The organism is Sporocytophaga myxococcoides, from assembly GCF_000775915.1.
In the GTDB taxonomy this organism is placed as follows: Bacteria; Bacteroidota; Bacteroidia; order Cytophagales; family Cytophagaceae; genus Sporocytophaga; species Sporocytophaga myxococcoides_A.
In genome coordinates, this window is sequence record NZ_BBLT01000002.1 from 693,652 (window position 1) to 720,159 (window position 26,508).

Below are 26,508 nucleotides of genomic sequence, written 5' to 3' on the forward strand. Positions count from 1 at the left end.
ATGGAAATAAAAATACCGGAGTTAGCATTAGTGATGCTTATAGGAGCGTCGGGATCTGGTAAAAGTACGTTTGCAAGAAAGCACTTTAGGAGTACGGAAATCTTAACTTCTGATTTCTGCAGAGCTATTGTGTCAGACGACGAAAATGATCAGACCGCAACGGAGGATGCCTTTAATGTATTAAAATATATTGCTGGTATCAGGTTAAAAAGAGGTTTGTTGACAGTTATAGATGCAACCAACGTTCAACCGGAGGCAAGAAAAGACTTTATAAGCCTGGCTAAAGAATACCATTGCCTTCCTGTTGCCATTGTGCTGGACCTTCCTGAAAGGCTTTTGCAGGATAGGAATAAAAACCGTACGGATAGAAATTTTGGTCCTCATGTGATACCAATGCAAAGGTCACAGTTGAGAAGATCTTTGAAATACCTAGGGAGGGAAGGTGTCAGACATATTCATATCCTTAACTCAGAAGAGAAAGTTGAATCAATACAAGGTATAGCAAGAGATCCTTTATATAATAATCTAAAGCACTTGTCTGGCCCTTTTGATATCATTGGTGATGTACATGGTTGCTATGATGAGCTTGTGAAGTTGTTGAAGGAGCTGAATTATACATTCGAATCTGTAGCATATGATCTTGTTAATTTTGGAATAAAGGTGCGTCATCCCGAAGGCAGGAAAGCTGTATTTCTGGGAGACCTTGTGGATAGAGGTCCAAAGACTCCCCAAGTTTTAAAACTTGTGATGAGCATGGTTCAGGATAGTTCTGCTTTGTGTGTTCCAGGAAACCATGATGCAAAGCTTTTAAAAAAGCTGAAAGGATCTGATGTTAAATTAAAACATGGTCTTGCGGAAACGGTAGAACAATTATCCGCGGAGGAGCCGGAATTTATATCAAAGGTGCAGGACTTTCTTGAAGGACTTGTTAGTCACTATGTATTGGATGGAGGGAATCTTGTTGTAGCCCACGCTGGTTTGAAAGAGGAAATGCATGGAAGAGGTTCAGGCGCTGTTCGAACGTTTTGTATGTATGGAGAAACCACTGGTGAGACGGATGAATTCGGACTTCCCGTCAGATATAACTGGGCTTCCGATTATAAAGGAAAAGCAATGGTGGTATATGGTCACACACCTATCCCCAATCCTCAGTGGTTGAACAGAACGATATGCATTGATACCGGTTGCGTATTCGGAGGAAAACTCACGGCATTGAGATATCCTGAGAAGGAAGTTATTTCTGTAAATGCAGAGAAGACATATTTTGAACCATCAAGACCGCTTGACTATAATCCCTTGACGGGGCTTTCGTTTCAGCAGGAGCATGATGACTTATTGGAGATTGATGATGTGCGTGGTAAACATATTGTGGAAACTCGGTTGTTAGGTAATATAACTATAAGAGAAGATAACAGCATAGCAGCTCTGGAGGTGATGAGCAGGTTCGCTATTAACCCTAAGTGGCTGATCTATTTACCTCCGACAATGTCCCCTTCTGAAACAAGTACAAGAGCAGGATATTTGGAGCATCCGGAAGAAGCATTAAAGTATTATGCGACCCAAGGTGTGGAGACTGTTGTGTGTGAAGAAAAGCATATGGGCTCAAGAGCTGCTGTTATTGTCTGTAAAGATGAAAATGCAGCACTCAAAACCTTTGGAGTGGGAAATGAAGGTATTGGTGTTTGTTATACCAGAACGGGCAGAGCGTTCTTTCACGAAGACCAACTGGAAAAAGACTTTCTGGAGAGGATCAATAGAGCTTTAACCTTGTCCGGCTTTTGGGATAAGTTTAAAACAGATTGGGTTTGTCTTGACTGTGAGTTAATGCCTTGGTCAGCAAAGGCTCAGGCATTGCTTAAGGATCAATATGCTGCTGTAGGGGCTGCTTCTGCTGCTGCATTGCCATTTGTTACAGAGGCCCTTCAGATGGCCAAAGACAGAGGTATAGCAGCGGATAGCTTATTGACAGAATTTGTTTCTAAGAATGAGATGTCCGGAAGGTTTATAGATTCATACAGGCAGTATTGCTGGACTGTCAATTCACTGGATGATTATCAATTGGCGCCATTCCACATCCTTGCAACAGAAGGCGTTGTGCACACTGACAAAGATCATATCTGGCACATGGAAAATATCAGGTCCATTTGTGAGGCAGATACGGGATTGTTAATTGTTACGCCTTATAAAGTTGTTGATTTAAAGAATGAAGAAGCAAAAAATGAAGTCACAAACTGGTGGAACCACCTGACCGAATCCGGTGGAGAAGGAATGGTAATAAAACCATTAAACTTTATCAGCAAGGGGGCAAAGGGTATTTTACAGCCGGCTATTAAATGTAGAGGAAAAGAGTATTTAAGGATTATCTATGGTCCTACCTATTCTGCTCCTGAAAATTTAACAAGGCTGAAAGAACGGAGTGTAGGAGGAAAGAGAGCGCTCGCTTTGCGTGAGTTTGCTTTGGGGGCAGAGGGATTAGAAAGGTTTGTGAGAAAAGAACCTTTAAGAAAAATACATGAATGTATATTCGGAGTATTGGCTCTGGAAAGCGAAGCCATAGATCCGAGATTGTAAATGTTTAAAAAGATTAATTATGAGTTTAGTAATAGTAGATGTAGAGGCTGATGGTCCGATTCCCGGAAAGTATAGTATGGTGAGCTTCGGAGCAATTGTGTTAGAACCTTTGTTGTCAAAGACATTTTATGGAAAAGTGAAACCAGTCTCTGAGGCTTGGATGCCTGACGCACTTGCTGTAAGCGGGATTACAAGAGAGGAACATTCCTCCTTTGATGAACCACATACTGTGATGTCAGAATTTGAGTTGTGGCTCAAGGAAAATGTAAAAGGCAAACCTGTGTTTCTTTCAGATAACCTTGCCTTTGACTGGCAATGGATTAATTATTATTTCCACTATTATTTAGGGTAGAAATCCTTTTGGATTCAGCGGAAGACGCATCGGAGACCTGTATTCAGGTATGGTAGGAGATATCATGAAAAGTTCGGAATGGAAGAGATTCCGAAAGACAGAGCATACACATAATCCTGTTGATGATGCAAGAGGTAATGCGGAAGCTATGTTAAAATTAAGAGAGATGGGGTTGAAGTTCCCATTTAAATAAGTTACATCAATATTTTATTTTTTTGAAATTAAAGAAATTATTCAGACCAGTAGGAGTGAAAGAGCTTGAACTTATAAAAGAGTCCGGGATGAAAGCCTATCCTCCTCGTTTTTCATGGCAGCCTATTTTTTATCCTGTGTTGAATTTTGAATATGCAGCCCAGATAGCAAAAGAGTGGAACACAGAGGATGAGTCTTCCGGATATGCCGGTTTTGTTACAGAGTTTGAAATTCAGGAAGAATACTTTCTTACTTTTAAAGTGGAGAATGTAGGAGGTAAAATCTATGAAGAACTTTGGGTACCTTCTGAGCAGCTTCATGAATTCAATGAAAATATAATCAATGGAATTCGCATAGTGGCTGGGTTTTATGGAGATAAGTTTTCAGGAGAACGAAGTTATGAAAATAATTAAAAGGGATTAGGGGGGAACCCTTTTCTCTTTTATTTACAGCAGTTTTAAAAGCTGAGCTTTGAATGATAATGGATTAAATGTATTGCGACTTAATTTGAAAGAAGTGTTTGCTGATTTTTTTCAATATCTTTTAAATGAACATAACTCTTATTTCAATCCTTCATTTTATATTTGTCTTGGTCATTAAAATTTTCATTCAATGCTTACCCATCACGTTTTATTCTGGCTGAAAGCCGATACTACCGAAGATCAGAAGAAGGCATTTCGTGCCGGACTCGATTCTCTCATTAAAGTGGAAACTATAAAGTCTATGTATGTAGGAACTCCGGCTCCTATTAGCAGACCTGTTGTGGATACCACTTATACATTTTCATTAGTAATCGTATTTGAAGACCTTGCCGGTCATGACGTATATCAGGTGCATCCGGTACATAAGGCATTTCTGGAAGAGTTCAGGCAGTATTTTGAGAAAGTAGTTATATACGATGCTCATTAATTTTCAAACATTCTGATATTTATACAAAAAGCTCTTGGTTCTGAGAAACCAAGAGCTTTTTTGATTATAGAAGGACCTCATCTGAAAGTCTCTTTAATGAATAAGTTTATACAATAATGAATAAATTTATACAATCCCAACCACGTTTTAGACCTTAACGCTTTAAGGGAGTTTAAGGGAAAGATTATAACCTTTTTATTCGCCAGATGTTGAATTTAAAATGGGGGAATGTATGAAAAGGTTATTCACTTATTTTGTTGTTGTTTTAGGAGCTTTTTCCTTAAGGTGTAATAGTAATAGCTCAGGAAATGATACGAAAGATCGTGTTAAAAGTGAGCAGAAGGCTTTGAAGAAAAGATCTAAATCGGAGAAGAATCTTGATAAGCAACATGCCAAGGAAAACGTGAAGTTTGAAAAGAAGAGAATGAAAGCCGATGAAAAATCAGGCAGCGTTATTGAAATCCCTAAAAGCGAACGTGGGTTAGAAGAAGCTAAAAAGGACAAAAAGAGAATGGATAAGGATATGCTTTTTTAGTATTTTTTTGTATTATTTTTATTTTTAGTTATATTTTTTTATCTTAAGGGTAAACAAAAACTACTCTTATGAAAAAGATTTTTTATTATGTAATTCCATTACTATTATTTTTCAGTGCTTGCCAAAAGGAGGAAAAAAAGGATTTTATTGGTCCTGAATATAAAGCGGCAAGTTCTGGGTTTAATCTGGTTTCAAATTTTTCGCTTAATCTGAGTAACGTAAATTTTGCAACCGGCGATCAGCAATTTTTCAAAGCACAATTTAATGAAAAAGTCACCTGGACAATTGAGTTGAAAGGACTGACTTCTCAAGCAGTAAAAACCATTACTGGTTTAAGTGACAAAGTGGATGAAAGTAATTCATTGTGGTTAGGAACACATGATGACCTATTATTCTTTAAATCAGGCGAGGAAGTGGAAGCAATTCTTTCTATTCTTGGGTTTAACGATACTTATAAGCTGAATTTTAAAATCACCAAAGCAAGAATTTATCCAGGTGCGACTGAGATGGGAAGTGGTTTTGAAGGATTTAAATATGATAATCGTGATTGGTTTTATAGTCCTTATCCGAAGAGAACTGTTGGGGAAAAAGTTTCTACCCCGGTAATTGAGGGAAATTATGCCTTTAAATTGTCTGGAATAGATGATAACTATGATTATTATATTGGTTCAGTAAGGAGAACATTACCAGATAATTTTCTTACTTCAGCAACTAAAGATTTTTATGTTAATGTTTTTGTTTATGGAAACGGAAGCAATACATCTAAGTTGAAGGTATCGTTGATGCATGACTCTGATTCAAAATTACCTTATGGGATACCTGAAAATTATCTTGGTACTAAGGATGATGCATATGAATATGAAGTTTCTTTAAATTTCACGGGGTGGAAATTGATTAGCATAAAGTATAGTTTATTTACCAGAACTCCAGACAAGGATTTTGGGGGAAGTGGTCCAAATATTAAAGACCCGGGCAAACTTGTTTTTGTAGATTTTGCATTGCTTACCAAAACAGTAGGAGAAAAGGCTGAAGTTGTTTTAGATTACCCAACAATTACATTTGATAAGCCATTTAAGCCATAAAAAACTGTTGGTTTTATCAGTTTTATAAGGAGCTGTCTATTATATAGTCAGCTCTTTATGTTTTTACCAATATTCTATGAATAAAAGCTTTTATACGGATATTTATACTGTAACCATTCAGCATTATGCTTTTAAATCTTTGAATGTGTGAATAAAATCTTTGAATAGTCTTTTAATGAACAGTTTTTTTTTGCCATTTTTGAAGGTTTAAAAAGAAAAAGACGTATACCAATTTATAATTTATTAAAATTTATTTTGTTTTATGGGGTTAGGATTTTCGATTAAAGGGAAGGTAAATGGAACAACCGATTCAGAATCAATTCTTCAAATAATTGCTGATTATACAGAAGCTGAAAGTAAAGGAATTTTTGCAACTTTTCTTGAAATTGATCTTGAAGAGGATACACTTTATCTGAGCTTTCATCCTTGTGAAGAGCCTGTTAGCTTGTTTTTTGAAGAAGGAATCCTTTTCTGTTCAGCAAAAACCAATAGTGTAGGACCTGGTTATCATGCATACCTCATAGAGTTTTTTGAAAAGGCAGGTAAGGACTTATCGATTGACTGGGTGTGGAATGAAACAACTGATGATGAAAGCTTTGGTGATGAGACAGGTTATCAGGAAAATAAAGATTTTCCTGCGTTGCAGGAATGTATGGCTGAATGGTTACAAATGTTATCAACCATATTTCTCAAAGATGACCAGAAAGGGTATCTTGTATCTCTGCCGGCAAATACGCCAAGAGTTGCTCATAAAGACTTCTTTGTAGCTTCCTCTTTAGGTTTCTGGACCAGAAACTGGTTTGAAGAATTACAGAATAAAGATCTTACCGAATTAGAAAAGTACGGAAAGCAGTTTTTTATATGGTGGGATAAAGAGCCTGATGCTCGTTTTCTCGTCAGAACAGGTGTAGCTCTTCTCAATGCTGATTGTGGCTGGCATGCTCCACTGGATGATGATGAGATGATGCTTTATGAAATCATTGATAAATGCTTTGAAGAAGCGAAAAAGCTGAATCCTGATGTAATTGTGCCTGAAAAAGATTGGGAGTATATAAAAGCTTACTTAGAAGGTGAAGAAGATGTTGAAATACCTGAAAGCCCTCTTGGATTTAGAAAAAATGCAGTGACTTATGACATTGCAGGAGATTGGAAAATTACCGTACCTGGCTTTTTCTACTCAGGCCTTGATGAAGAAACAGAAGTATTCTGGTTTGGAGATAAAACAGTGAGAAATACGGTATATTCATTTGACTCAGAAACTACTCCTGAAGAAATGCTGGCTTCACTCCTCAGTGAAGAGGATTACCCAAGTGCTGAAAAAATACTTTATGATGATGGCAAAATAAAAGGTCATGGATATGTTTACTATTACATAAATGCAGAGGAAGAAGCAGAGTATTGGCTCCTACAGGGAGTAAAAGTAGAAGAAGGTTCATTTATATTTACAACAATCTGTTTTGCTAGTCTGGATGAAAAAGATTGGGCTGTAGAAGTATGGAATTCTATTACGCATTGAAATTGATATGAAAAGATGTTTATTGATAGTTACAGCATTAATATGTTGGGCTGCTTTTGAATGCTCAGCTACCCATATTAAAGGAGGGCAAATAATTTACAGTAGAAATAATTTAAATGTTTCCATATCTCTTATAGTATATAGCAATAGATCAGCTGTAGATGCTGGAGTAGATGATCCCACGGCAACAATAAATTGGGGAGATGGGACTTCAACTGAATATACAAGAGCTTCGAAGAGACTGATCAATGATAATACATATGAGAATGTTTATTTAGGAGAACATACATATCCAGGTACTGGTACATATATTATTTGCTATTCAGAATCAAACAGAACGGGAGGTGTGAAGAATATGACGAATTCTATCAATACTCCATTTTATATAGAATCAATGGTAGGTGTAGTTTCTGGGTATACTGTTAAACTTTCAAGTCCATCCTTTTTATCACCTCCTATTTTTCACGCAGAAAAAAACAGAACCTTTACAAATAATCTATCTGTATATTCTCCGGATAAGGATAGTGTTTCATATAAACTTGTTACCTGTAAACAGGCTAGAGGTAATGATGTAGAAGGTTATTTTATTCCTGAGGGGGTTAAAATTAATCCCTATTCCGGACAGATTACCTGGGATAAGCCCTCAATAGAAGGATTGTACAATTTTGCTGCACTTGTGGAGTTTTGGAAAAATGGTATCAGGGTAGGTTTTGTAATCAGAGACTTCCAGGTGGCTGTAAGCGCAGAACGAATATCCGGACAAGTATTTGAAGTAACAGCATCTCATGACATAACTCCTGGAAATAGTGTGCCTTTGAATCTCAATGATGTTTTTACTATGGAGGTATTATTTCAGGATACAACAAACAGCCTTGCTAATCTTGATTATATCGGAGAATTGCAGAACGAAGAAGGTGTGTTTAATATAGCAATCGAAGAGGTTCCTTCAAATGCGAGGAACTCTTCAATAAACAAACGAAGCCCTGTATATAAGGCCTCTGTTTCAATGACTGTCCAAGAAAAGCATAAAAGAACAACACCATATAATTTAATTTTTAGAGGAGAGACGAAGAACGGTTGGAGTAATATAAGCAATGATCTAACAATCCAGCTATACATTGGAGTGCAAGTTCCGCTTAGTGTTAGTTCTAATGGAGTAAAAGGTAATCTAAACTTAAGTTTTTACCCTGTACCTGTAAATGACCAGTTAACAATAAAAAAGGAAAGCAACGACTCTGGAACCCTTATCATATATAATTCAGTAGGGAGAGATGTAAAAAGCATTTACCTTGGCAAAGGAGTGGTAGATACCCATTTGGGTATTGATTTAAAAAGTGGTACCTATATTTATAATTTTAATTCAGACAATAGTAAAGAATTCACTACAGGAAAATTTATTGTCAATTAAAATATTGTTTTTGTAAAGCTTTTATAAAAGACACCTGAACAATTTGAGTTCAGGTGTCTTTTTTCTTAAAACTTAAAACTTACAATTCAACTAGTATTCCCAAAGATGATGTTCGTATTCCATAAGGTCATTAACCCACTGTGAGTACTCTAACAAGAATTTATCAATCGAGAGATCAATATATGACGGAATTTATTCTTAATTTATTTAAGATTTGCAGGGTTAAAAGAAAACGAGTGTATATAAAAACTACCAACTCTAAACATTGGCTAAAAAGTATTCGAATTTAATTAAAGACTTATATATTTTATTGACCAGAGCAATTATGGGTAAGCAACACCATCACTTATTTATGCTTAATTACTGATGCTTGTTTAAAGAAAATTATGGATTATTAGCTACTGGGTTCTTTGTCTAACCATGGTTCATTAAATGCTCTTAAAAATGGCTCAAAAGCAAAAAAATATATAAAAGAACTTATATGTCATTCAGATAGAGGATTGCAATATTGTAGCAAAGAATATGTAAATCTATTACATATCAATTGGATTAAAATTAGTATGACGAATCATATGATCCTTATAAAAATGCTATCGATGAAAGAGTAAGTGGGATATTTAAATTAAAAAGTGGAATAAAAAACCTCAAGAGAAATATTCCTTGAGGTTTAATGAAAAAACTAATTTTAAATACTGTCAATTTTTTCAAGACAAGTCAGCATTAATAGCGGATGATCGCATATAAACGACCATTGTCATAATAATATTTCCAATGATTTCTTTTTCGATTGAAATTAAAGTTTCCTTCAGATTCCATGATCCCATTTGGGTAATAGAACTTCCAGTATCCGTCTTGATATCCGTTGTTAAAGTTACCTTCGGCTCTCAGCCTTCCATTTGGATGGTAAAACTTCCAGTAACCTGAAAACTGGTTATTATTGATGTTACCTTCTTTCTTAGGAACTCCTGTGTCATAATAAAACTTCCAATATCCGGAAGGTTGTCCATTGTTATAGTTGCCCTCGCTTTTAAGTGTGCCGTTAGGATAGTAGTTTTTTTCGCTACCTCCAACGTCTCCGGGAGCATAATCGAAAACATATATACTGGTGTCATTCAGGAAATAGTTGGATTCACTCTGAACTATTGGTGATGGATCATAATTTCGTCCTCTTCTGGTTGTTGTCCATTCGCATGAACTCAAAGTAATTAGACAGAAAAAGATAATAGTAAAGTGTTTTACTTTCATAAATTTTCTTGTTAAAGTATAATTTGTATCCAAATTTAATAAAATCTTTAATCACTTGAATAAGATTTTATGGATATCAAACTTGGTCGAAAGCAGAAACATAAAAGGGCCCTTTCTCCATTGGTTCCCAGTGTGAATGACTGTTATGGGAGGATATCATTATCATAGGTCGGATTTCAGATTCTATTTTACTTAGAAAACCTCTGTCACTTGATTTAAAGGATTTAGTAAGAGGTGAATTAGCATCTCCGTAATAAAGGCCTGAATGACAATTAAATGCAGCCAGAACAGACTCAAAAAGAAAAGGGAGAAGATTTTCGAAGCCTTCTTTAACATATACAGAATCAAATGCAATGAAATGATAATTCTTTGCATTAAAGACTTTAGATAACTTTGGAATGAAGGGGAGTATGTTTTGGGCGACAAATCCGGATAGCCCTGGTATCGATTTAAATTGCCAGTGAGCGGGAACAGCTTGCACTCCGGCAATTATCTCACCTTTTTTTCTGATTACAAAATAGTTGTTGTTCTGACCAATATAATCCAGTATTACCAATTGGTACGCGCTATAATATTCTTTAAACAGTCTTTTAAATTCATCAATTCGTTCTTTTTCAAGTCTTGAAAATCCTGAAAAAATCTTGGGGTTAAACCTGCTAAAGCTAAGAACTTCGTAGTATCCGGCAAGTTTGTTCCCTTGTTTTCTGGAGAGGTTAAGAGAATATCTGTTTGCTTCTTCAATATAGGAATATATAATTAATGACCTTGGTTCTGTCTTGCGGATATAATCATAAGCCTTTTCTTTTAGTAAGGTTCCCAATCCTTTACCTCCATATTCGGGCAATATGGAAAGGTATCTTCCGTAAAAGCCTTTCTCCGGATAGCCTTTGTTGATTATAATCCTTTCCGATAAGCAGAAGGTGCCTATAGATGTATCGCGTTTGTAAAGAGTAAAGAAGTGCGGATGGAGTGTTTTCCCAGCCCTTTCTCTTACATTCCGGTGGCGATAGCTAAGTCCATGGGTCCCATAAAATGTCCTTTCAAGAACATTCAATACATCTGTAGTTGCAAAGCCAGAATATCGGATTTTATAATCCGTATCACAAAATATATCTTCCTGAAGTTTTTCAATAGACGTGATCATAATGGAGGAAAAAGAAAAAGGTAAGTTATTCGATTTTTCCTTCAAACTCAATTACTTTGGAAATGTTTTTAGTTCTTCAATTGATCAGAAGAAAATCCTCAGGCCTGCGTGAAACATCAGCAGATTGCCGTTTACTTTTTTCTGATCAAACAGAAGATCATTGGAGGTATTAACTCTGGCAGATCTTGGGTTGATGAAATTAATGGATGTTCCGGAAAGAAAAGTACTTTTTAAATTAAAAAGAATATTGTTGTTCATTTTTACTTCAATACCGCCTGCTGCGCCAAAGTCGAAAGCCCATGTACTGTTAAAGGATGAATTAATACTAAGGGTATCTGGACCCTGGCTATCACTGACACTGGCAAAGGTGAGGATGGTTTTAGCTCCTGTTATGATATCAGCAAAAGGGATTACTCTGCTGGCCCAAGAAGGTTTAAATCTTACCATTCCATGATAGTATGCAATATTATGATTAATGGTAAGATTCGCATTGACAGCATTACCAAAAACTGTCTCAATGTTATCGTTTGACTGTTGTCTTCCGAATGTTAAATAAGCAACCTGAACTCCCACACTGACAGGTCTTTCTCTGAGTTCTCTTAAAAGGCTTAGGTCCAGACCAACTCCTATGTTATTATTGTTTCTGCTAAATTCTCCCACCGGAAAACCAACAGTGAGCGTAGGAACCACGCTCCATTGTGCCAGAACTGTAAATGGCAGAAAAGAAAAATAGAATATGGTAAACCTTAAAATCATTTTAAAAGGATTCTGTAGCTCTTTATTAAATGCGTTAGAGGGGGAATTGTTTAAGGGATTGGTGGAAAAGTTAAAAGTTAAAAGTTTAAAGTAAATAAAAATTATAACGAGATTTCCTTTTTCCTGAAGGAAGAATGTATGACTGAGTAAGTTATTTAAAGAATATTCTTTGACTATGTATTATAGTAAAAGTTGGCTTAATGCAGAGGTTTATCGCCTTGTCAACTTTTTTACTTTAAACTTTAAAACTTTCGACTTTTAACTTTTTATCTACCCCAACGTGGTCTCTTTCCAGCTATAAGTATCATTTTTAATTTTCCAAATGAAACCGTCAATTACATAATGAGTCAGCTGAGGAAGTGCCAGCAAAGGAACAATGAAAGCCAGAATATCTTTCTCAGTTATAGATGGTAGAAAATTAAATAAAAAGAAAACTTCTTTTCTGCTGTTCCATACAAGAGAATCCCATAAGCCTTCTTCTGCATATGCCAATATAAAAATGATAAAAAAAAACAGTACCAATCCAAACGAGCCAAATACCAGGTTATTAATATTGTTGCCAGAAAAGACACCCAGTTTCTTTTTCTTTCTGCCATAAAACCAAATAAGAGCCATGTAGGGAATACCATGTGAAACAACATTGAGAAGCGAGAAAGTGAGATCTCCGTTATAGTACACAATACCTGCATACCAGGAAAGGAGCGTACCTGTAATGAGCAGAGTTTTTGGAATATTTATATGTTGATTAAAAACCGAAATGTATATTTCTTTGATAAAATAAATAAGAATTATAATGAAATAGCACCATGTTAGAGCATCCAGCAATATTTCAGATTGTTTATAAATGATAAAATCTCCCTTTATAAACCATTCAAACATCCTGTCTCCTGAAAGATGCCAGTATAACATAGGGTAAATGGTGGCAGTGTAAATAATCACTGTGTCTATTCTTTGAGATAAATGAAATTTTTCATTTCTAGAATAAATTCTTAAAAAGCCGTATTGCTGCCTGATAAAATGAAAGACTGCAATATAAGCTAATACTCTCCAGAATATGAGAGCATCAAATTCATACAGAATAACGCCGGCTATAAAACATACAACAGGCGTATTTACAAGCATTAGTCTGTGTTTGGTGAAAACATCTTTGTCAAAGTAAGTTCGGAATATTGTACTGTAAACATGAGCTACATCAATGAGCAGTACAAGAACTATCCATTGAAAAGTAGAAACTTCATTATCTTCTGAAAAAATTTCAGGAAATATGCCAATTAATAAAAGACAGAAAAAAGGTGGAGATAATATGAATAACAGATCATTTGCTGGTGTTCCAATCCATTTTTGCTCTTTTAGTAATTTCATACTTTTGACTTTTTTAAAAGCTCTTTTGCAGCTCTTGTTCCTTGATAAAAGGCTTCTTCGAATATCGATATTCCGCTAAGGTCAGAATGAGCAAAGAATATTTTATGATCTATATTATGTCTGGCACTCTTTCTCTCATTACTCCAGATAAATCCTGGAATTGGCCTGACCATGCCATGTCCCCACCGCCATATTTCAATGTTCTCGATGCTTTTATCAATTTGAGGATGTATTTGAGATAAATCATTAATGATGTGACTTTTCCAGTACTGAGCATCTGTTTCATAGAGCTTTTTTCTTTCATTGACAGGATCACTATCTGTAAGAGGAAGATAATAAGTGATTACTCTTTTGTCATGATAAGAGTTTTCATGTTGATGATTGGCATTCACATACCCCAGTGATTTGCTATCATAGAAGACATTGTCCCAACTTAAAGGAGCTCCTTTTCTGTCTTTAAATTCTTTAAGCGTAATGTTGGCAACCATCCATGGGGCATATGAAAATGTTGTCTGTGGCCTTTTTTCATAGATTCGATTCAATAGGCGACTTGTTATGAATTGTGGAGTTGCCATTATACATTCCTTACATATATACCTGAGTGTTTTATGATTTTGACTGTCAATACAATCCACATGAACTTTGTCACCTGACACATTCACAGAATAAACAAGTTGATTGCTTATAATATCATTCTTAAATTTTTCTGAAAGCTTTTTTACCAGAAATCCATTTCCTTCAGGCCATGTAAGAACTGTGCCTGGCGATGCGTTAACTGCATCACCTTTTCTGGCTGCAAAGTAATGTATGCCTGCCCAGGCCGAGGTGTTATTTACATTGGTGCCATAGTCGTCTCGACAGCAATAATCAACATACCAATTCAGGTGAGAGGAGGTAAAGCCTTTGTGCTTAAGATATTCAGCCATAGATATGTTATCCAGAGCAGTGAATTCAGTATCCTGGCTTGAGAAGTCAACAGGTATGGTAAATGCATATTTCCCATCAATCCCCTTTTTTCTTCTTAAATTTTCCATCAGAAGAAGAAAATCTTTTATCTCATTTCGTTCCTGATCAGATATTCCGAAATTCGGAATAATGCCATCCTGCCAGTAACCATTGATAAACAAACGCTCTTCCGGATCAAAACATAAATAATATTCATTGTATACCGGTAATCCATTGCTGTTAAAGGAAGTTACAATATCTGCTTCTTTCAGAAAATCAAAAAGGTCTTCTGAGTTTTCCTGATTAGGGATCGGAAGATAATGAGCTCCCCATGGATATGCAGAAATGTGATTAACACCATAAGCAGAGTTGCCACCAATATTCTTTTCCAGTTCAAGAACTTTAAAATTCCGATGGTTCTTTTTATACAAAAACCTGGCAGCTGAAAGTCCTGCAATTCCTCCACCTACAATAATAGTATCAATTTCTTCTGTCAATGCCGGCTCAGGGAGTTTGTCGAACCTTAGTTTATGTCCGGTTGCTACGGAAGCCCCAACAATTGATGCAGGAATGTTATCATTTGAGCTTTCAGAACAGGAAAAGGAAGATGCCACCATAGTAGCACCAATCGCTTTCATGGAGTTGATAAGAAAAGATCTTCTGTTAAAAAGAATCATGGAATATCAGTGGAGGTATTCACTCCATTCTTTTTCAAAATAATGAACGATAGCCTGGTTGTTCAGTTTGTTTATCTCTGTTTTTTTCTTCACCATATCCTTAGGGAATATCAGCATCTGCTGAAATGTTTCATGATTCAGAAATCTAAGGTTGGATATGTAATTGTCAGGTATGGAATACTGATTACCTTTAATTGCCAATATATATCCCCAGTCACCAAAGGAGGGAACAAAAGCATGATAAGGTAATGTTTTAAAACCTACAGATTGAATGGTTGTGTCTATGCACCAATAGGATTGAGGAGCCACAAAGGGGGAGGTAGACTGAATCACAGCAGCCCCATTTTCCTTTAGTGCACTGAACACCAGTTTATAGAAAGTGTCGGTATATAACTTCCCTATTGAATAATTGGAGGGATCGGGAAAGTCAATTACGATAAAATCGAACTGGTTATGATTATTTTCTTTTAGCCATTTGAAGGCATCAGCATTGATTACCTTTACTTTTTTATCTAGCAGCGAACCTTGGTTAAGATCAAGCAACATATGATTGCTTTTAAATAAATTGGTGATAGCTCCATCCAGGTCTACCAGTGTTATAGTTTCAATGGTATTATATTTTAAAAGCTCCCTTACAGCTAAACCATCTCCGCCTCCTAAAACAAGTACATTACTGTGATCTTGTAAGCCCTGTATTCCAGGATGCACCAAGGCTTCGTGGTATCTATATTCGTCAAATGAACTGAATTGAAGATTACCATTTAAAAAAAGTCTTAATTCTTTTGGATTTTTTGTTATAACGATCCTTTGGTATGTAGAGGATTTAGCATAAATGATTTTATCCGGATAAGACCGGCTTTCCGTATAGGTCATGATATTTTCAGAATATACAAATCCTGCAAGCAACAGAATAATCACAGCTATAGATTGTGTTTTCAACATTGAAGCCCATTTTACCTCCTTTTCAAACTTAATGCACAATACTGTTGCTACTATAACATTAAGAATGCCAAAGAAAAACGAAGTTTTTATAAGTCCCATGTAAGGAACCAGAACCAGTGGAAAAATAAGACTTGCAAGCAATGCACCTATGTAATCATAAGTGAAAATTTTAGATACCAAATCTTCGAACTCCAGCTTGTTCTTGAGAATACGCATAAGTAGAGGTATTTCCAATCCAACAAGAATGCCGGTAAGAGAGACCAGGAGATAAAGCAGAAACCTGAATGATTCTACTTGTTCAAATAGTAGAAATAATATTGTAGAGCTTGTGCCTCCTATCAGGCCAACCATTATTTCAAGCTGAATAAACCAGGCTAGCAGGTTCTTTTTAAAATACTTTGAAAAGAACGAGCCGATACCCATTGAAAACAAATATACTCCAATGATGGTGGAAAACTGTGTTACAGAATCACCAAGCAAATAACTTGCTAAAGTTCCTGCAATTAATTCATAAATCAGCCCGCAAGTGGCAACTACAAATACTGAAAATAATAAGAAAAACGGCATGCTACTCTACTTATTTGTTGTTAACCATGAATGGCAGAAGCAATTATGATTGCTATGGCAATTATAAATGCTGCAGCGATGATGGCCAAGGCTTTGTTATGATTTACTATAATCTCTTTCCATAAGTTTTCCGGGGTTATTTTCTCAATTACCCAGAAGGAAATTACCAATATCACAATTCCTATCAGAGAATATAATACTGAGCCGATGATGTACTTAAGGTTGAATAATGATTCCATTTTTTTTGAAAGTTTATTTATGATGTCCTTTTTCTTGTGATGGTGACCAGGTTTCGGAGTTAGATCCGAAAAATTTCCAGCCAGTAAATGCAGCATATATATATACTGAAATTATGATGAAAAGAATAATCAAATAGTTTCTTAGCTTAAACATATGGTTTTATTCAGTATGATAAGGTGAGAAATCACTATTCATCCACCTTTGGGCTTCAAAGGAGCTTACAGAGATCCATAGCGCAACAGGAAATATCAGAGCGATCAACAGAATTATAAAGTAATTTGAAAGCATTGACACGTCCTGAGTCAGTGTCAATTGAAAGTATCCAACCCCTCCATCCGGAATTGCAGGAAAAATATTAAGGTGGTATTTCCCAGCTGGAATACTACTGAGAGTTAGGTCAGTATAATTTTGACCTTCAGACCAGGACTCTCCGCCTTCTACTCCTGAATAGTATTCAACACCTTCTTCGAAATGAAACTCTTCACCTGAAAGATCATTTACTAGAGTAATATCTGCTTCCATCCAGCTATTGTGAACCGGAGCAATCAGCTCCACCTGGAGATTAGACTTTCCGAATAATGTTTTTTCAAGTTCGAATGGAGGAGAAACTATACCAGTTTTATTCACCGGAATAGTGAACTGGTCTTTAAAAACAACTTTTTCCTTTGCGCTAAAAGAAAAAATTATTTGTAGGACCGTGATTGACAGTACTACGTAAAGAGTCAGGTGTTTTACCTTTGATAAAGAGGCAGCAGATGAATGAAGCTGAGTTGAACCTATTCCTTTCTGCTGAGGAAGATATGTTTGAAGGTTAAACGCTTCTTTGATTTCTTTTGGGGTTATATATTTACCCAAAAGCCAAGTTTCCTCATTAGTACCTTTATCATGAACAATGATATATGGAGGATAAATATATTCTGTTATTGTGTTAGAATTTTCACTTATATCCCAGGGAAATTCACCTAAAGCGTAATCTGTTTTCTTTTTATACCTGTTAAAAATTCTATAGGTGTCACCATTAAGATTAACATCATTCCCTTCCCGCTTTGGCCGAAGAATTGTTTGTTCAAAATAATTCCAATGACCTTCAAATACGCTTAAAAAACTGTATCCATGGATAGGACTGAATAATATATATTCATCCCAGGCGTAAGGGGTGTGAGCCTCTCGATAGTTTGCAAGACCTACCACTTCATATTTCTTTCCATCTATTGTTCCTTTAGAGCCAATCGGGATATTGTTGTATTTTTCCTTTTTGAAAACCCTGATCAACTTAAGATTTCCGTTCGAATGATCAAATATGCCATGACATTTCCTGCATGCAATGTTTTTAGTTAGCAAAAAGCCTGTAACTCTCAAGGCTGATCTACATTTCGGGCAATTCAGGATCTCGGCAGAGGGCAAATTATTGTTGCTGTTTATTTCAGATCCATCCATTGAGGTTCCTTATGTTTTTAAATGAAAAATCTTCAAAGTTTAAAAAATATCCTGAGGAAATTTTAAGGTCATTGTCTCCATAAATATTTATGATTGCAAATTCAAATTTATTATTTGAAAGCTCTATGGATAAACATCTGGTCTGAAGGATAATGGGCATTGGAAAATCTCCTTCAGCAGTCAGCTCCTTCATTTCATGTATTCCGTTTACATAAAAGGAATGCTTAGGTGCCAGTTCTATCTCTTTACCTACTTTCAGATTCCTGAATTTATTAGGAGAGACCTGAGCTGAAACTTCTTTAATTATAGAATATGTTCCATAAGATTCTCCTATTTGAAAATGCTCACCGCTCTTATAGGTTGCACTCCAAAGGTTCTTGTATGAACTGTGATAAATAATTTGTTGTCTCCCAGTTATTCTGAATTCTTTAGATTCCAATATTCCTTCTCCATTGATTTTTAAGGGAGAAACGTCTTCCATAATTGGCTTTAAAGTGCTTGTTTTAATAATTTCATCATTAACCAGGCAGTAAAGATTTCTGCAGAATGGACAAGCAATTGAAACCGTAACATTTTTCCTAATGCTAATGGAATGAGTGCATGTACAGTTAAATTTATCTTCCATAACTATCTTTTGATTTCCTGTACATTAAAAGATTTTGCCCTGAAAAATATTTTTAGGTTTTCAAAAATGTCCCTTGCCTTTTGATCATTCTGTTTTTGATAATTGGAAAGATATATGTCTAAGGTGAGCAAATGGTTTTCAGGCCAGGTATGAATGGAAATGTGAGATTCGGTTAAACAAAGAACTCCTGTAAAACCTGCAGGCTGAAAATTATGAAAGACCTGCCCAACTTCGGTCAATTCGTATCTTTTAACCAGCTCATTAAGGTATTCTTTCAGAGAAGAGAATTCTTCCAGCAGATATTGTTCCTCTGTAATTATCTCAGCCAGAATGTGCAATCCAGGGATATAACTCATTAATATTTATTGTATTCTGTTATCAGAAAAAAATCTGTTTTATGAACAATTAATTTTTAAAAAATTAACAACGTCTATAAAGATTCGTATTTAAAGTTACAAAAAAAATCAATTAGTAATAGTATGTAAAATTTATTTTTATAAAATACAGTTTATTTAAAATCGGTATCTTAGAAGTTTGATATCTGTTTTTATAGTTATTCACTTTTGGGGAAGACCAATACAATGCTTATGCTTAGAAGAATAATGCTCTAATAAGAGGCCAACACTCAATATTCTTTTGAGTAAAACAAGTAAATTAACTTTCGGAATTATATCAAACTAAGTTTCTCAATTGTATAATCCTTTATTTTTGCATATTACACGTTTAGTTAAGCCTTATCCGTTAACAGTTTTTAATCACTTTACAAGGAACTCCTCCTGCAAATACATTAGCAGGAATACTTTTAGTTACCACACTGCCTGCCCCGATGGTTGTATTATCACCAATGGTGACTCCCTGACAAATAATTGCTCCACCGCCTATCCATACGTTGTTACCAATGGTTATCGGCGCTGCAAGTTCCGGGCCTTTTATTCGCTCTGAAGCCAATAATGGATGGTAGGCAGCATAAATCTGTACATTAGGTCCCATCATTACATTATCACCAATAGTTATTTTGGCACAATCAAGAATTATGCAATTGAAATTCATGTATAGATTTTCACCGGCATAAATGTTACTTCCATAGTCACAATAGAAAGGCATTTGAATATCAATCTGTTTTCCGGTACCTCCGAACAACTCCTTAATTGCAGTTGTTCTTTCTTCTATGTTTTCCCAGGGAATAGCATTGTATCTTGTCAGTATTCTGCGAGCTCTGTATCTCATCTCTGTTAGTTCCTGGTCCGCTGCATTATAGAGCTCACCATCAAGCATTTTCTGTAATTCTGATTTGGCCATTGTATGAGTGGAAATTTATTTTAAAATATTAAACCTGATAAAGGTGATATAGTTAGTTATACTTTTTAATAAATTAATGCTCCTTGTTTTCGGTTATTTTGTCTGTTGCTGAGGGCTTTGAAGTTCCGGTAATCTGAGAACTGTATATTCCGAAATGACCTGAAAAGAGATAGGAAGTTACACAGGCAATGGCAGCAAATATTCCGATTTCAGCTCCGAATAATTCTATGGCCATAAATATGGTAGCAAGAGGTGTGTTGGCTGCTCCGGCAAATACTGCTGCAAATCCCATCCCTGCAAGTAAGGATACAGGAAGAGGTATGACTAGAGCGAGGGCGTTACCAAGAGTTGCTCCTATAAAGAACAGAGGCGTTACTTCTCCTCCTTTAAATGCAGCTCCCAATGTTAGGGATGTAAATAATATTTTCAATACAAAAGCGTAAACAGGAAGTTGCTGGTGAAATGATGATTCAATTACAGGAATGCCCAGTCCAATGTAATCTGTAGTTCCCAACATCCAGACTCCCAATGCAACAACACAGCCCCCGATTGTTGGCCGCAATGGAGGATATTTAATTTTACTTTTGTAAAAGTTGCTTATGATATGTGTAAAATGAGCAAAGAATTTACCTGTAAGTCCAAATGCTATACCAGCCAGTATACAATACAGAACTACCATTCCGTCAATTTCCGGGAACGACATAACTGCATAATGAGTATGTTGAATATTCCAGAGATCACATACATAATCACCGGCAATAGCAGCCATAAAAGAAGGAAAAATTGCTTTATAACTAAGTTTTCCAATAAAATATACTTCAAGTCCGAAGACCGCTCCCGCAAGGGGAGTACCAAATACGGAAGCAAACCCTGCACTGATACCGCAGATGAGAATCAGGATTCTGTCTTCATTATTAAATTTAAAAACATGATTCAGCTGATCTCCGATGGAGCCACCCATCTGCACAGCAGTTCCTTCGCGTCCTGCAGATCCGCCAAAAAGATGTGTTGCCACAGTTCCGAGGAGTATAAGAGGAGCCATTTTAAAATGAATGACTTTAGTAGGATTATGAATTTCATCAATAAGGAGATTACTACCTTTTTCTACCTCTTTTCCAAGGTAATGATACATAAGGCCAATCAATAAACCTCCAAATGGAAGCAATGCAATGATCCATAAGTGGTTTTCTCTCCAAATCGTTGCCGCATCAAGGCTTAGTAAGAATAGTGCGGAAGCGCTTCCTGAAAATATTCCGATAACTGAAGCAATCAGAATCCATTTAAGAGTATAATTGGTTACTGCAAATAATTCTTTGGTACTGAAATTCATTTAAATGGTTTTCAAATCTGAATAAAGGCATTTTTTCAGATTTGTAAAAAGGAAAAGCTATATATTCTAAACTTCCGTTGCTAGATAGGTTTATGAAATTTGTTATTTCTTTGATTAATAGGTTGTTCGTAGGAGGATTGGTGGAATTGTTATTGTTGAATTTCCTTTAACTACAATAGGGTTTTTACTTAGAAGTTAAATTGATTATTTTGAAAAGAAATTGCAATACATGGATTATAACTGGCAGCCCTTACTGCTTTCATTAAAGTTATCCCTCATTACAACACTCTTACTATTTGTAATAGGTGTTCCTATTGCCTATTTCCTTTCCAAAAGCAAGAGTAACCTGAAACCCCTTTGGGAAAGTCTGATCAGTCTACCTCTTGTTTTACCGCCATCTGTATTAGGTTTTTATCTGTTGCTTGCGTTCAGCCCCAATTCTTTTTTAGGAAAATTCCTGAAAGAACATTTTGATCTGAGTCTGGTGTTTTCGTTTGAAGGACTGGTAATTGCATCTGTAATTTATAGTCTGCCCTTTATGGTTCATCCTGTCCAATCTGGATTTCAGAGTCTGCCGGATTCATTGAAAGAAGCGGCTTATACTCTGGGGATTTCACCATTCAATACTTTCATAAGGGTATTGCTTCCAAACATCAGGCCATCTTTGCTTTCAGGCATCGTATTAAGTTTTGCACATACCATTGGAGAGTTTGGAGTCGTGTTAATGATAGGAGGAAGCATTCCGGGCGTGACAAGAGTTGCATCCATTGCTATTTATGAAGAAGTAGACAGTATGCAATATGATGCTGCCGATTTCTATGCCAAGGTATTAATTCTGGCTTCTTTTATTATACTCTTTTTATTATTCCTGGTCAATAAAAAATATAAGGGAAAAATCATTTGATGTACAAGATACAAGTTGTTAAAGAGCTACATTCTTCTGAAGGCAAGATGGTCCTGGATGTTGATATTTCAGTGAAACAAGGATCTTTTACTTCTATAGTTGGTAAATCAGGTGCTGGTAAAACTACCATTCTGAGAATGCTTGCAGGACTTGTAAAACCTGATAAAGGATCTATTCATTCTGGTGAGGAGATCTGGTTTGATAGCAATACTCGTAAAAACAAGATACCGCAGGATAGGTCTATTGGCTTTGTCTTTCAGGATTTCGCATTATTTCCGAACATGTCTGTTCTTGAAAACCTTAAATGTGTGCAAAGTGAAAAGGATGAAAGGCAGATTCAGGAACTACTTTCATTAACAGGTCTGACAGGTCTTGCTGCATGCAGGCCTGAGGCGCTTTCTGGTGGGCAGAAGCAACGATTGGCTATTGCCAGAGCTTTGGTACGAAAACCTAAATTATTGATTCTTGATGAACCATTTTCAGCAATAGACCAAGATACAAGATTAAGACTTCAGCAGGAAATTCTTAGAATCCATAAATTATATAATCTCACAACTATTCTTGTCAGTCACGAGCTTGCAGATGTCCTTAGATTAAGTGATCATGTTATTGAAATAGGAAATGGTAAGATTTTGAGACAAGGTCGTACTGACTTGTTTTTTTTTAATGAAGGTAAAACAGATCAGTTTAGAATGACAGGACAGATTGTTGATCTTTTTTTTGAAAGCGAAGAATATTATGCTAATGTAATAGCCGGCAATATGCTGATTAAAGTAAAAGTGGATGACACAAGCTTCAATATTGGAGACATTGTGCATTTAGCATTAAATGACTTTAACCCAACCATAAAAAGGATAAATACTACTTAAAGTATAATAAGCAAAAACAATTTTCATTGAATTCAATTCATATTATACAGATGTATGTATAATGATATATGTTTAAAGAGTTCAAGGAATTTATTTTAAGAGGAAATGTTATTGACTTGGCTGTCGGCGTAATCATTGGTGCTGCTTTTGGAGATGTCGTCAAATCCCTCGTTAATGATGTTATTATGCCTCCAATAGGCTTATTGATTAAGGGAATAAATTTTAAAGATCTGAAACTTGTCATAGGTGGTGAAACCAATAATCCGGTAACTTTTAACTATGGAAATTTCCTTCAGAATGTGTTAACTTTTTTAATCATTGCTGCAGCAGTATTTCTTATGGTGAAGTTGGTAAATATGTTATACAAAAAGAAGGCTGCTGAAGAAAGTGCTGCAGGTAAACCATCCGCTGAAGAGGTTCTTTTGACACAAATAAGAGATTTATTAAAAGAAAGGAATTAGTAAAGTATGAGCAACAGAGAACGTTCCCCGATTTATTATTTCCTTGCCAGGATTATTGCTTTTCTGGTTACGCTCTTCCTGCTATATTTTATCTTTGAGGTTTTATTCAAAAAATAATCCAATATTACTTAAGGAACTTTTCTTTTTTAAATGAGTTCAATACAACATTGATATCGGAATAGATTGTTCATCCTAAAATTTATTTTTCTTTTTTAAACATTTTTTAAGCTAATAGATTATTTCTCATTGAATTTGTAATCGCAAAGACATGACTATTGGTAGATTTTTCCTGTTTGTATAAGGCTCTTGTATTGCAAGTTCTTTTGAATTAGTAATAATTATAACCCAATTAACATACTTAAAAGAAAACACTTTATGACAAGAGTTGCAATCAACGGATTAGGCCGTATCGGAAGAGCCACTTTTAAAATCCTTATCGAAGATAAGGAAATGGAAATTGTAGCAGTGAATGATATCATTCCTCCTTATCAACTGGCTTATCTTCTGAATTTTGACACAGTTTATGGTAAAATGCCATCCAAAGTCAATTTTGATGATCACAATCTTTATGTGAACGGAAAGACCATACGTGTCACTAATATCAGAGAACCTCAACATCTTCCATGGAGAGAAATGGGAGTTGATGTTGTATTTGAATGTAGTGGAATATTCAGAAAACGTGAAGAACTTCAGTTGCATTTGAATGCAGGAGCCAAACAAGTAATCCTTTCTGCTCCTGCTAAGACAGATGATGTGCAAACTGTTGTTCATAGGGTGAATCAGCCTGAGGAAAATGATAGTATAATATCCACTGCAAGTTGTACAACAAATTGTATAACTCCTGTTATTGAAATTCTAAATAGAAGAATAGGAGTTAAAAAAGCAGTATTGAATACCATACATGCTTATACTTCATCACAATCTTTGGTAGACGGACCGTCTAAAGATCAAAGAAGAGGTAGATCGGCTGCGAATAACCTGATACCGACCACAACTGGAGCTGCAAGAGTAGCAGGAAAAGTGCTTCCGGAATTTGCCGGTAAGTTTGATGGACTTGCAATCAGAGGTCCTATTCCTGCCGGATCTGTTGCAGACATTACAATGATCATGAACAGGAATACATCTGTAGAAGAAATAAATAAAATATTCGGAGATGAAGCAGGCTCAGAAAGATATATGGGAGTGGTTGGTGTTAATATAGAACCAATTGTATCCTCAGATATTATCATGGACCCAAGAGCTGCTGTGATTGACCTTTCCCTAACACAGGTTATCGATGGCGATCTTGTTAAGGTTATGGCTTGGTATGACAATGAATGGGGATATGCTAATCAAATGGTTAAAGAAGGTAAAAGAGTTTCTAAGCTTCAAATGGAATCAGTCATTATTTGAGTATGTAGTTTATAGGTTTAAAGGGCGAGGGATGACAGCAATGTTAGCCCTCGTTTTTTTACACATACGAAGGGAACATTTCCTCTTTTTTCCTATGTTTTTATATAAAGGGAGGAGGAAAAGGTTATGATTGTTACAACTGTGCCAAGAACAAAAGCAAAAAAGACAGATGAACCCAAACTGGTGAGATGTCCTATTTGCAGGGAGTTCATGGATATGAACAACTGGGGAAGTGTATTAAGTCACGAACATCGTGGTATGACTCATCATATGTGGAAAAAATCAAAAGCTTGTAGTACCAGAAAATAGAATAAGTCCGGGTGGACTTATTTTTTATTTGATATAGTGGTTGTTTTGTAAATGAGTAATATATGAAAAGCAAGATTCTGAATGAAGAAAGCGAAAGACGTTACTTACTAATTTTTGAAGAAGGAGAAGAGTTCATGGAGACTCTTGAAAAATTTGCAGAAGATAATAATATCACTGCGGCATATTTTGAGGGTATAGGTGCATTTAAAAACGTTATTGTTTCTTATTTTGACTGGGAACGTAAGGAGTACCTTGAGAATCCTTTCAACGAACAAGTGGAGATATTATCATTAAATGGTGATATAGCTTGTACAGATGATAAGCCCAAGGTCCATGCACATGTAGTTTGTGGAAGGAGAGATGGTTCTGCAGTCGGAGGACATCTTTTTAAAGGATTTATCCGACCCACTCTGGAACTTGTATTATCTGAATCAGATAGGGTTTTAAAAAGGATTAGAGACCCTAAAACAGGAGTTTACCTTATAAATCTTTAAATAAAAGGATTTATAAGGTTTTTAATTCAGGTTAAAGCAGATTTTGAAATCGTATAGATTTCATTGGTTATTCAATATAAAAAGTAGATTGGGCATGACTTGATGTTCGTTTCTTTTATAGCTCAGTTGGGCAATTTTTAATTACTTAAAACAACTCATTTAATTTTAATTTTCAAATTACTTTTTTTATATAATCCTGTTTGTGAAATTTGATATACCATAAAACTAATATAGACCTAATGAAAATCGTTTATCTTTTTATCCTGACTTTAGCTATGTCATTACAAACTTCCTTTGGCCAGGAAACCAAAACCCGTACACTAACAGCAGTGGGTAGGGGAGAGATTAAAGCTGCTCCGGATCTGGTTGTTTTAAACCTAGATATTTCTGCAAAAAATATGGATTTCAACAAAGCGATAGAAGAGCTTAATAAAAAAGCCGCAGCTCTTGAAAAACAGATAGTTGCTGCAGGTTTTAAAAAGGAAGACCTGAAAACAACCTCATACACAGTTAATAAAAATTATGAATATCAAAATGGAAGATCTATAGATAGTGGTTTTATTGCAAACCATTCATACACCCTGGAGTTTCCGAACGAACAATCAAAGATTGTTAATGTAGTTAAGTCCATTTCAAAAGGAGTTGATGTGACTTATAATTTTGGGTTCACGCTTTCAGATGCGAAAAATAAAGAGTTAAAAGCGGAGTTACTAAAAAGAGCTGTTAAAGTTGCAACGGATGAAGCAACTGTCCTGGCCGCTGCCAGTGGAGTAAAGCTTAAGCAGATTAACGAGATCAATTATGGCTTGTCTGAAGTAGTACCTTTTGCAATGGCGAATGCCCGTATGGCAAAAATGTCTGCAGAAGGCGATTTCGCCGGTTTTGATGCAAAAGACATTTCTCTATCAGAGAAGGTAACGATTACATGGGAGATAACCCAGTAAT

The 26,508-nt window shown here is 35.7% G+C and carries 28 protein-coding genes; 16 read left to right on the forward strand and 12 right to left on the reverse strand.

The annotated features are described in order from the left end of the window. The 9 genes from MYP_RS07350 (at window position 1) to MYP_RS07385 (ending at window position 8,565) form a co-directional block, all read left to right on the forward strand. A complete protein-coding gene (locus MYP_RS07350) occupies window positions 1-2,571 on the forward strand; it encodes a polynucleotide kinase-phosphatase (RefSeq protein ID WP_045460633.1) in 2,571 nt (856 codons plus the stop codon). Window positions 2,572-2,590: 19 nt separating this feature from the next. Continuing rightward, window positions 2,591-2,923 carry a hypothetical protein gene (locus tag MYP_RS26360; protein ID WP_197060032.1) on the forward strand — a complete coding sequence of 111 codons (333 nt, stop codon included), beginning with the start codon at window positions 2,591-2,593 and terminating at the stop codon, window positions 2,921-2,923. A gap of 64 nt (window positions 2,924-2,987) precedes the next feature. Continuing rightward, window positions 2,988-3,116 (forward strand): hypothetical protein, encoded by a 129-nt coding sequence (locus MYP_RS26730; protein ID WP_262506740.1) that lies wholly within the window; start codon window positions 2,988-2,990, stop codon window positions 3,114-3,116. A gap of 22 nt (window positions 3,117-3,138) precedes the next feature. After that, a complete protein-coding gene (locus tag MYP_RS07360) occupies window positions 3,139-3,528 on the forward strand; it encodes a hypothetical protein (RefSeq protein ID WP_045460635.1) in 390 nt (129 codons plus the stop codon). 199 nt (window positions 3,529-3,727) lie between these two features. Further along, complete coding sequence (locus tag MYP_RS07365; RefSeq protein ID WP_045460637.1) at window positions 3,728-4,024, forward strand: Dabb family protein; 297 nt, start codon at window positions 3,728-3,730, stop codon at window positions 4,022-4,024. A 232-nt stretch (window positions 4,025-4,256) separates the two neighbouring features. Then, window positions 4,257-4,559 (forward strand): hypothetical protein, encoded by a 303-nt coding sequence (locus MYP_RS07370; protein ID WP_156140387.1) that lies wholly within the window; start codon window positions 4,257-4,259, stop codon window positions 4,557-4,559. 68 nt (window positions 4,560-4,627) lie between these two features. After that, window positions 4,628-5,641 carry a hypothetical protein gene (locus tag MYP_RS07375; RefSeq protein ID WP_045460642.1) on the forward strand — a complete coding sequence of 338 codons (1,014 nt, stop codon included), beginning with the start codon at window positions 4,628-4,630 and terminating at the stop codon, window positions 5,639-5,641. Between the two features lie 262 nt (window positions 5,642-5,903). Then, window positions 5,904-7,157 (forward strand): hypothetical protein, encoded by a 1,254-nt coding sequence (locus MYP_RS07380; RefSeq protein ID WP_045460646.1) that lies wholly within the window; start codon window positions 5,904-5,906, stop codon window positions 7,155-7,157. 7 nt (window positions 7,158-7,164) lie between these two features. Then, window positions 7,165-8,565: a T9SS type A sorting domain-containing protein gene (locus tag MYP_RS07385; protein WP_045460650.1), complete on the forward strand. Its 1,401-nt coding sequence runs from the start codon at window positions 7,165-7,167 to the stop codon at window positions 8,563-8,565. A gap of 720 nt (window positions 8,566-9,285) precedes the next feature. Here MYP_RS07385 and MYP_RS24830 read toward each other — a convergent pair. From MYP_RS24830 to MYP_RS07445, 12 genes are all read right to left on the reverse strand, one after another. Continuing rightward, a complete protein-coding gene (locus tag MYP_RS24830; protein ID WP_156140389.1) occupies window positions 9,286-9,810 on the reverse strand; it encodes a toxin-antitoxin system YwqK family antitoxin in 525 nt (174 codons plus the stop codon). A 76-nt stretch (window positions 9,811-9,886) separates the two neighbouring features. Further along, window positions 9,887-10,954, reverse strand: a complete 1,068-nt coding sequence (locus MYP_RS07395; RefSeq protein WP_045460653.1) for a GNAT family N-acetyltransferase — start codon at window positions 10,952-10,954, stop codon at window positions 9,887-9,889. An 84-nt stretch (window positions 10,955-11,038) separates the two neighbouring features. Next, on the reverse strand, window positions 11,039-11,710 hold the full coding sequence (locus tag MYP_RS07400) for a hypothetical protein (protein WP_045460656.1): 672 nt from the start codon (window positions 11,708-11,710) through the stop codon (window positions 11,039-11,041). Between the two features lie 270 nt (window positions 11,711-11,980). After that, complete coding sequence (locus MYP_RS07405) at window positions 11,981-13,072, reverse strand: hypothetical protein (protein WP_045460659.1); 1,092 nt, start codon at window positions 13,070-13,072, stop codon at window positions 11,981-11,983. Further along, entirely contained in the window at window positions 13,069-14,694 is a 1,626-nt protein-coding gene (locus MYP_RS07410; RefSeq protein WP_045460664.1) for an NAD(P)/FAD-dependent oxidoreductase, read from the reverse strand. The genes MYP_RS07405 and MYP_RS07410 overlap by 4 nt, the downstream gene beginning before the upstream one ends. A 6-nt stretch (window positions 14,695-14,700) precedes the next feature. After that, complete coding sequence (locus tag MYP_RS07415) at window positions 14,701-16,203, reverse strand: polyamine aminopropyltransferase (RefSeq protein WP_045460668.1); 1,503 nt, start codon at window positions 16,201-16,203, stop codon at window positions 14,701-14,703. A 20-nt stretch (window positions 16,204-16,223) separates the two neighbouring features. Continuing rightward, window positions 16,224-16,442, reverse strand: a complete 219-nt coding sequence (locus MYP_RS07420) for a DUF350 domain-containing protein (RefSeq protein WP_045461217.1) — start codon at window positions 16,440-16,442, stop codon at window positions 16,224-16,226. A 160-nt stretch (window positions 16,443-16,602) separates the two neighbouring features. Next, window positions 16,603-17,880 carry a DUF4178 domain-containing protein gene (locus MYP_RS07425; RefSeq protein ID WP_045460673.1) on the reverse strand — a complete coding sequence of 426 codons (1,278 nt, stop codon included), beginning with the start codon at window positions 17,878-17,880 and terminating at the stop codon, window positions 16,603-16,605. Continuing rightward, window positions 17,867-18,505 carry a hypothetical protein gene (locus MYP_RS07430; RefSeq protein ID WP_045460676.1) on the reverse strand — a complete coding sequence of 213 codons (639 nt, stop codon included), beginning with the start codon at window positions 18,503-18,505 and terminating at the stop codon, window positions 17,867-17,869. The genes MYP_RS07425 and MYP_RS07430 overlap by 14 nt, the downstream gene beginning before the upstream one ends. 2 nt (window positions 18,506-18,507) lie before the next feature. Beyond that, on the reverse strand, window positions 18,508-18,861 hold the full coding sequence (gene speD / locus MYP_RS07435) for an adenosylmethionine decarboxylase (protein ID WP_045460679.1): 354 nt from the start codon (window positions 18,859-18,861) through the stop codon (window positions 18,508-18,510). 385 nt (window positions 18,862-19,246) lie between these two features. Beyond that, window positions 19,247-19,804, reverse strand: a complete 558-nt coding sequence (locus MYP_RS07440) for a sugar O-acetyltransferase (protein ID WP_045460683.1) — start codon at window positions 19,802-19,804, stop codon at window positions 19,247-19,249. 73 nt (window positions 19,805-19,877) lie between these two features. Then, window positions 19,878-21,134 (reverse strand): voltage-gated chloride channel family protein, encoded by a 1,257-nt coding sequence (locus MYP_RS07445; protein ID WP_045460686.1) that lies wholly within the window; start codon window positions 21,132-21,134, stop codon window positions 19,878-19,880. A gap of 229 nt (window positions 21,135-21,363) precedes the next feature. Here MYP_RS07445 and modB point away from each other — a divergent pair, with 229 nt between their 5' ends. The 7 genes from modB to MYP_RS07480 all read left to right on the forward strand — a co-directional run bounded on the left by modB (window position 21,364) and on the right by MYP_RS07480 (window position 26,507). Continuing rightward, window positions 21,364-22,038 (forward strand): molybdate ABC transporter permease subunit, encoded by a 675-nt coding sequence (gene modB, locus MYP_RS07450; protein WP_045460689.1) that lies wholly within the window; start codon window positions 21,364-21,366, stop codon window positions 22,036-22,038. Beyond that, entirely contained in the window at window positions 22,038-22,907 is an 870-nt protein-coding gene (locus MYP_RS07455; RefSeq protein ID WP_045460692.1) for an ATP-binding cassette domain-containing protein, read from the forward strand. The genes modB and MYP_RS07455 overlap by 1 nt, the downstream gene beginning before the upstream one ends. A gap of 68 nt (window positions 22,908-22,975) precedes the next feature. Further along, on the forward strand, window positions 22,976-23,368 hold the full coding sequence (mscL, locus tag MYP_RS07460) for a large-conductance mechanosensitive channel protein MscL (protein ID WP_045460696.1): 393 nt from the start codon (window positions 22,976-22,978) through the stop codon (window positions 23,366-23,368). Between the two features lie 375 nt (window positions 23,369-23,743). Next, the gene (gap, locus tag MYP_RS07465; RefSeq protein ID WP_045460699.1) at window positions 23,744-24,760 is read left to right on the forward strand and encodes a type I glyceraldehyde-3-phosphate dehydrogenase; all 1,017 of its coding nucleotides are present in this window, start codon (window positions 23,744-23,746) and stop codon (window positions 24,758-24,760) included. Between the two features lie 126 nt (window positions 24,761-24,886). Next, window positions 24,887-25,069 carry a hypothetical protein gene (locus tag MYP_RS07470; RefSeq protein ID WP_045460702.1) on the forward strand — a complete coding sequence of 61 codons (183 nt, stop codon included), beginning with the start codon at window positions 24,887-24,889 and terminating at the stop codon, window positions 25,067-25,069. A 62-nt stretch (window positions 25,070-25,131) separates the two neighbouring features. After that, window positions 25,132-25,563, forward strand: coding sequence for a PPC domain-containing DNA-binding protein (locus tag MYP_RS07475; protein WP_045460704.1), 432 nt, complete (start codon window positions 25,132-25,134; stop codon window positions 25,561-25,563). 239 nt (window positions 25,564-25,802) lie between these two features. Beyond that, window positions 25,803-26,507 (forward strand): SIMPL domain-containing protein, encoded by a 705-nt coding sequence (locus tag MYP_RS07480; RefSeq protein WP_081990429.1) that lies wholly within the window; start codon window positions 25,803-25,805, stop codon window positions 26,505-26,507. The last annotated feature ends 1 nt before the right edge of the window (window position 26,508 follow it).

Excerpts from the sequence above, each read along its gene's own strand:
- MYP_RS07350 (WP_045460633.1), top strand. The coding sequence starts at position 1 with ATGGAAATAAAAATACCGGAGTTAGCATTAGTGATGCTTATAGGAGCG.
- MYP_RS26360 (WP_197060032.1), top strand. The coding sequence starts at position 2,591 with ATGAGTTTAGTAATAGTAGATGTAGAGGCTGATGGTCCGATTCCCGGA.
- MYP_RS26730 (WP_262506740.1), top strand. The coding sequence starts at position 2,988 with ATGAAAAGTTCGGAATGGAAGAGATTCCGAAAGACAGAGCATACACAT.
- MYP_RS07365 (WP_045460637.1), top strand. The coding sequence starts at position 3,728 with ATGCTTACCCATCACGTTTTATTCTGGCTGAAAGCCGATACTACCGAA.
- MYP_RS07370 (WP_156140387.1), top strand. The coding sequence starts at position 4,257 with ATGAAAAGGTTATTCACTTATTTTGTTGTTGTTTTAGGAGCTTTTTCC.
- MYP_RS07375 (WP_045460642.1), top strand. The coding sequence starts at position 4,628 with ATGAAAAAGATTTTTTATTATGTAATTCCATTACTATTATTTTTCAGT.
- MYP_RS07380 (WP_045460646.1), top strand. The coding sequence starts at position 5,904 with ATGGGGTTAGGATTTTCGATTAAAGGGAAGGTAAATGGAACAACCGAT.
- MYP_RS07385 (WP_045460650.1), top strand. The coding sequence starts at position 7,165 with ATGAAAAGATGTTTATTGATAGTTACAGCATTAATATGTTGGGCTGCT.
- MYP_RS24830 (WP_156140389.1), bottom strand. The coding sequence starts at position 9,810 with ATGAAAGTAAAACACTTTACTATTATCTTTTTCTGTCTAATTACTTTG.
- MYP_RS07395 (WP_045460653.1), bottom strand. The coding sequence starts at position 10,954 with ATGATCACGTCTATTGAAAAACTTCAGGAAGATATATTTTGTGATACG.
- MYP_RS07400 (WP_045460656.1), bottom strand. The coding sequence starts at position 11,710 with ATGATTTTAAGGTTTACCATATTCTATTTTTCTTTTCTGCCATTTACA.
- MYP_RS07405 (WP_045460659.1), bottom strand. The coding sequence starts at position 13,072 with ATGAAATTACTAAAAGAGCAAAAATGGATTGGAACACCAGCAAATGAT.
- MYP_RS07410 (WP_045460664.1), bottom strand. The coding sequence starts at position 14,694 with ATGATTCTTTTTAACAGAAGATCTTTTCTTATCAACTCCATGAAAGCG.
- MYP_RS07415 (WP_045460668.1), bottom strand. The coding sequence starts at position 16,203 with ATGCCGTTTTTCTTATTATTTTCAGTATTTGTAGTTGCCACTTGCGGG.
- MYP_RS07420 (WP_045461217.1), bottom strand. The coding sequence starts at position 16,442 with ATGGAATCATTATTCAACCTTAAGTACATCATCGGCTCAGTATTATAT.
- MYP_RS07425 (WP_045460673.1), bottom strand. The coding sequence starts at position 17,880 with ATGGATGGATCTGAAATAAACAGCAACAATAATTTGCCCTCTGCCGAG.
- MYP_RS07430 (WP_045460676.1), bottom strand. The coding sequence starts at position 18,505 with ATGGAAGATAAATTTAACTGTACATGCACTCATTCCATTAGCATTAGG.
- speD (WP_045460679.1), bottom strand. The coding sequence starts at position 18,861 with ATGAGTTATATCCCTGGATTGCACATTCTGGCTGAGATAATTACAGAG.
- MYP_RS07440 (WP_045460683.1), bottom strand. The coding sequence starts at position 19,804 with ATGGCCAAATCAGAATTACAGAAAATGCTTGATGGTGAGCTCTATAAT.
- MYP_RS07445 (WP_045460686.1), bottom strand. The coding sequence starts at position 21,134 with ATGAATTTCAGTACCAAAGAATTATTTGCAGTAACCAATTATACTCTT.
- modB (WP_045460689.1), top strand. The coding sequence starts at position 21,364 with ATGGATTATAACTGGCAGCCCTTACTGCTTTCATTAAAGTTATCCCTC.
- MYP_RS07455 (WP_045460692.1), top strand. The coding sequence starts at position 22,038 with ATGTACAAGATACAAGTTGTTAAAGAGCTACATTCTTCTGAAGGCAAG.
- mscL (WP_045460696.1), top strand. The coding sequence starts at position 22,976 with ATGTTTAAAGAGTTCAAGGAATTTATTTTAAGAGGAAATGTTATTGAC.
- gap (WP_045460699.1), top strand. The coding sequence starts at position 23,744 with ATGACAAGAGTTGCAATCAACGGATTAGGCCGTATCGGAAGAGCCACT.
- MYP_RS07470 (WP_045460702.1), top strand. The coding sequence starts at position 24,887 with ATGATTGTTACAACTGTGCCAAGAACAAAAGCAAAAAAGACAGATGAA.
- MYP_RS07475 (WP_045460704.1), top strand. The coding sequence starts at position 25,132 with ATGAAAAGCAAGATTCTGAATGAAGAAAGCGAAAGACGTTACTTACTA.
- MYP_RS07480 (WP_081990429.1), top strand. The coding sequence starts at position 25,803 with ATGAAAATCGTTTATCTTTTTATCCTGACTTTAGCTATGTCATTACAA.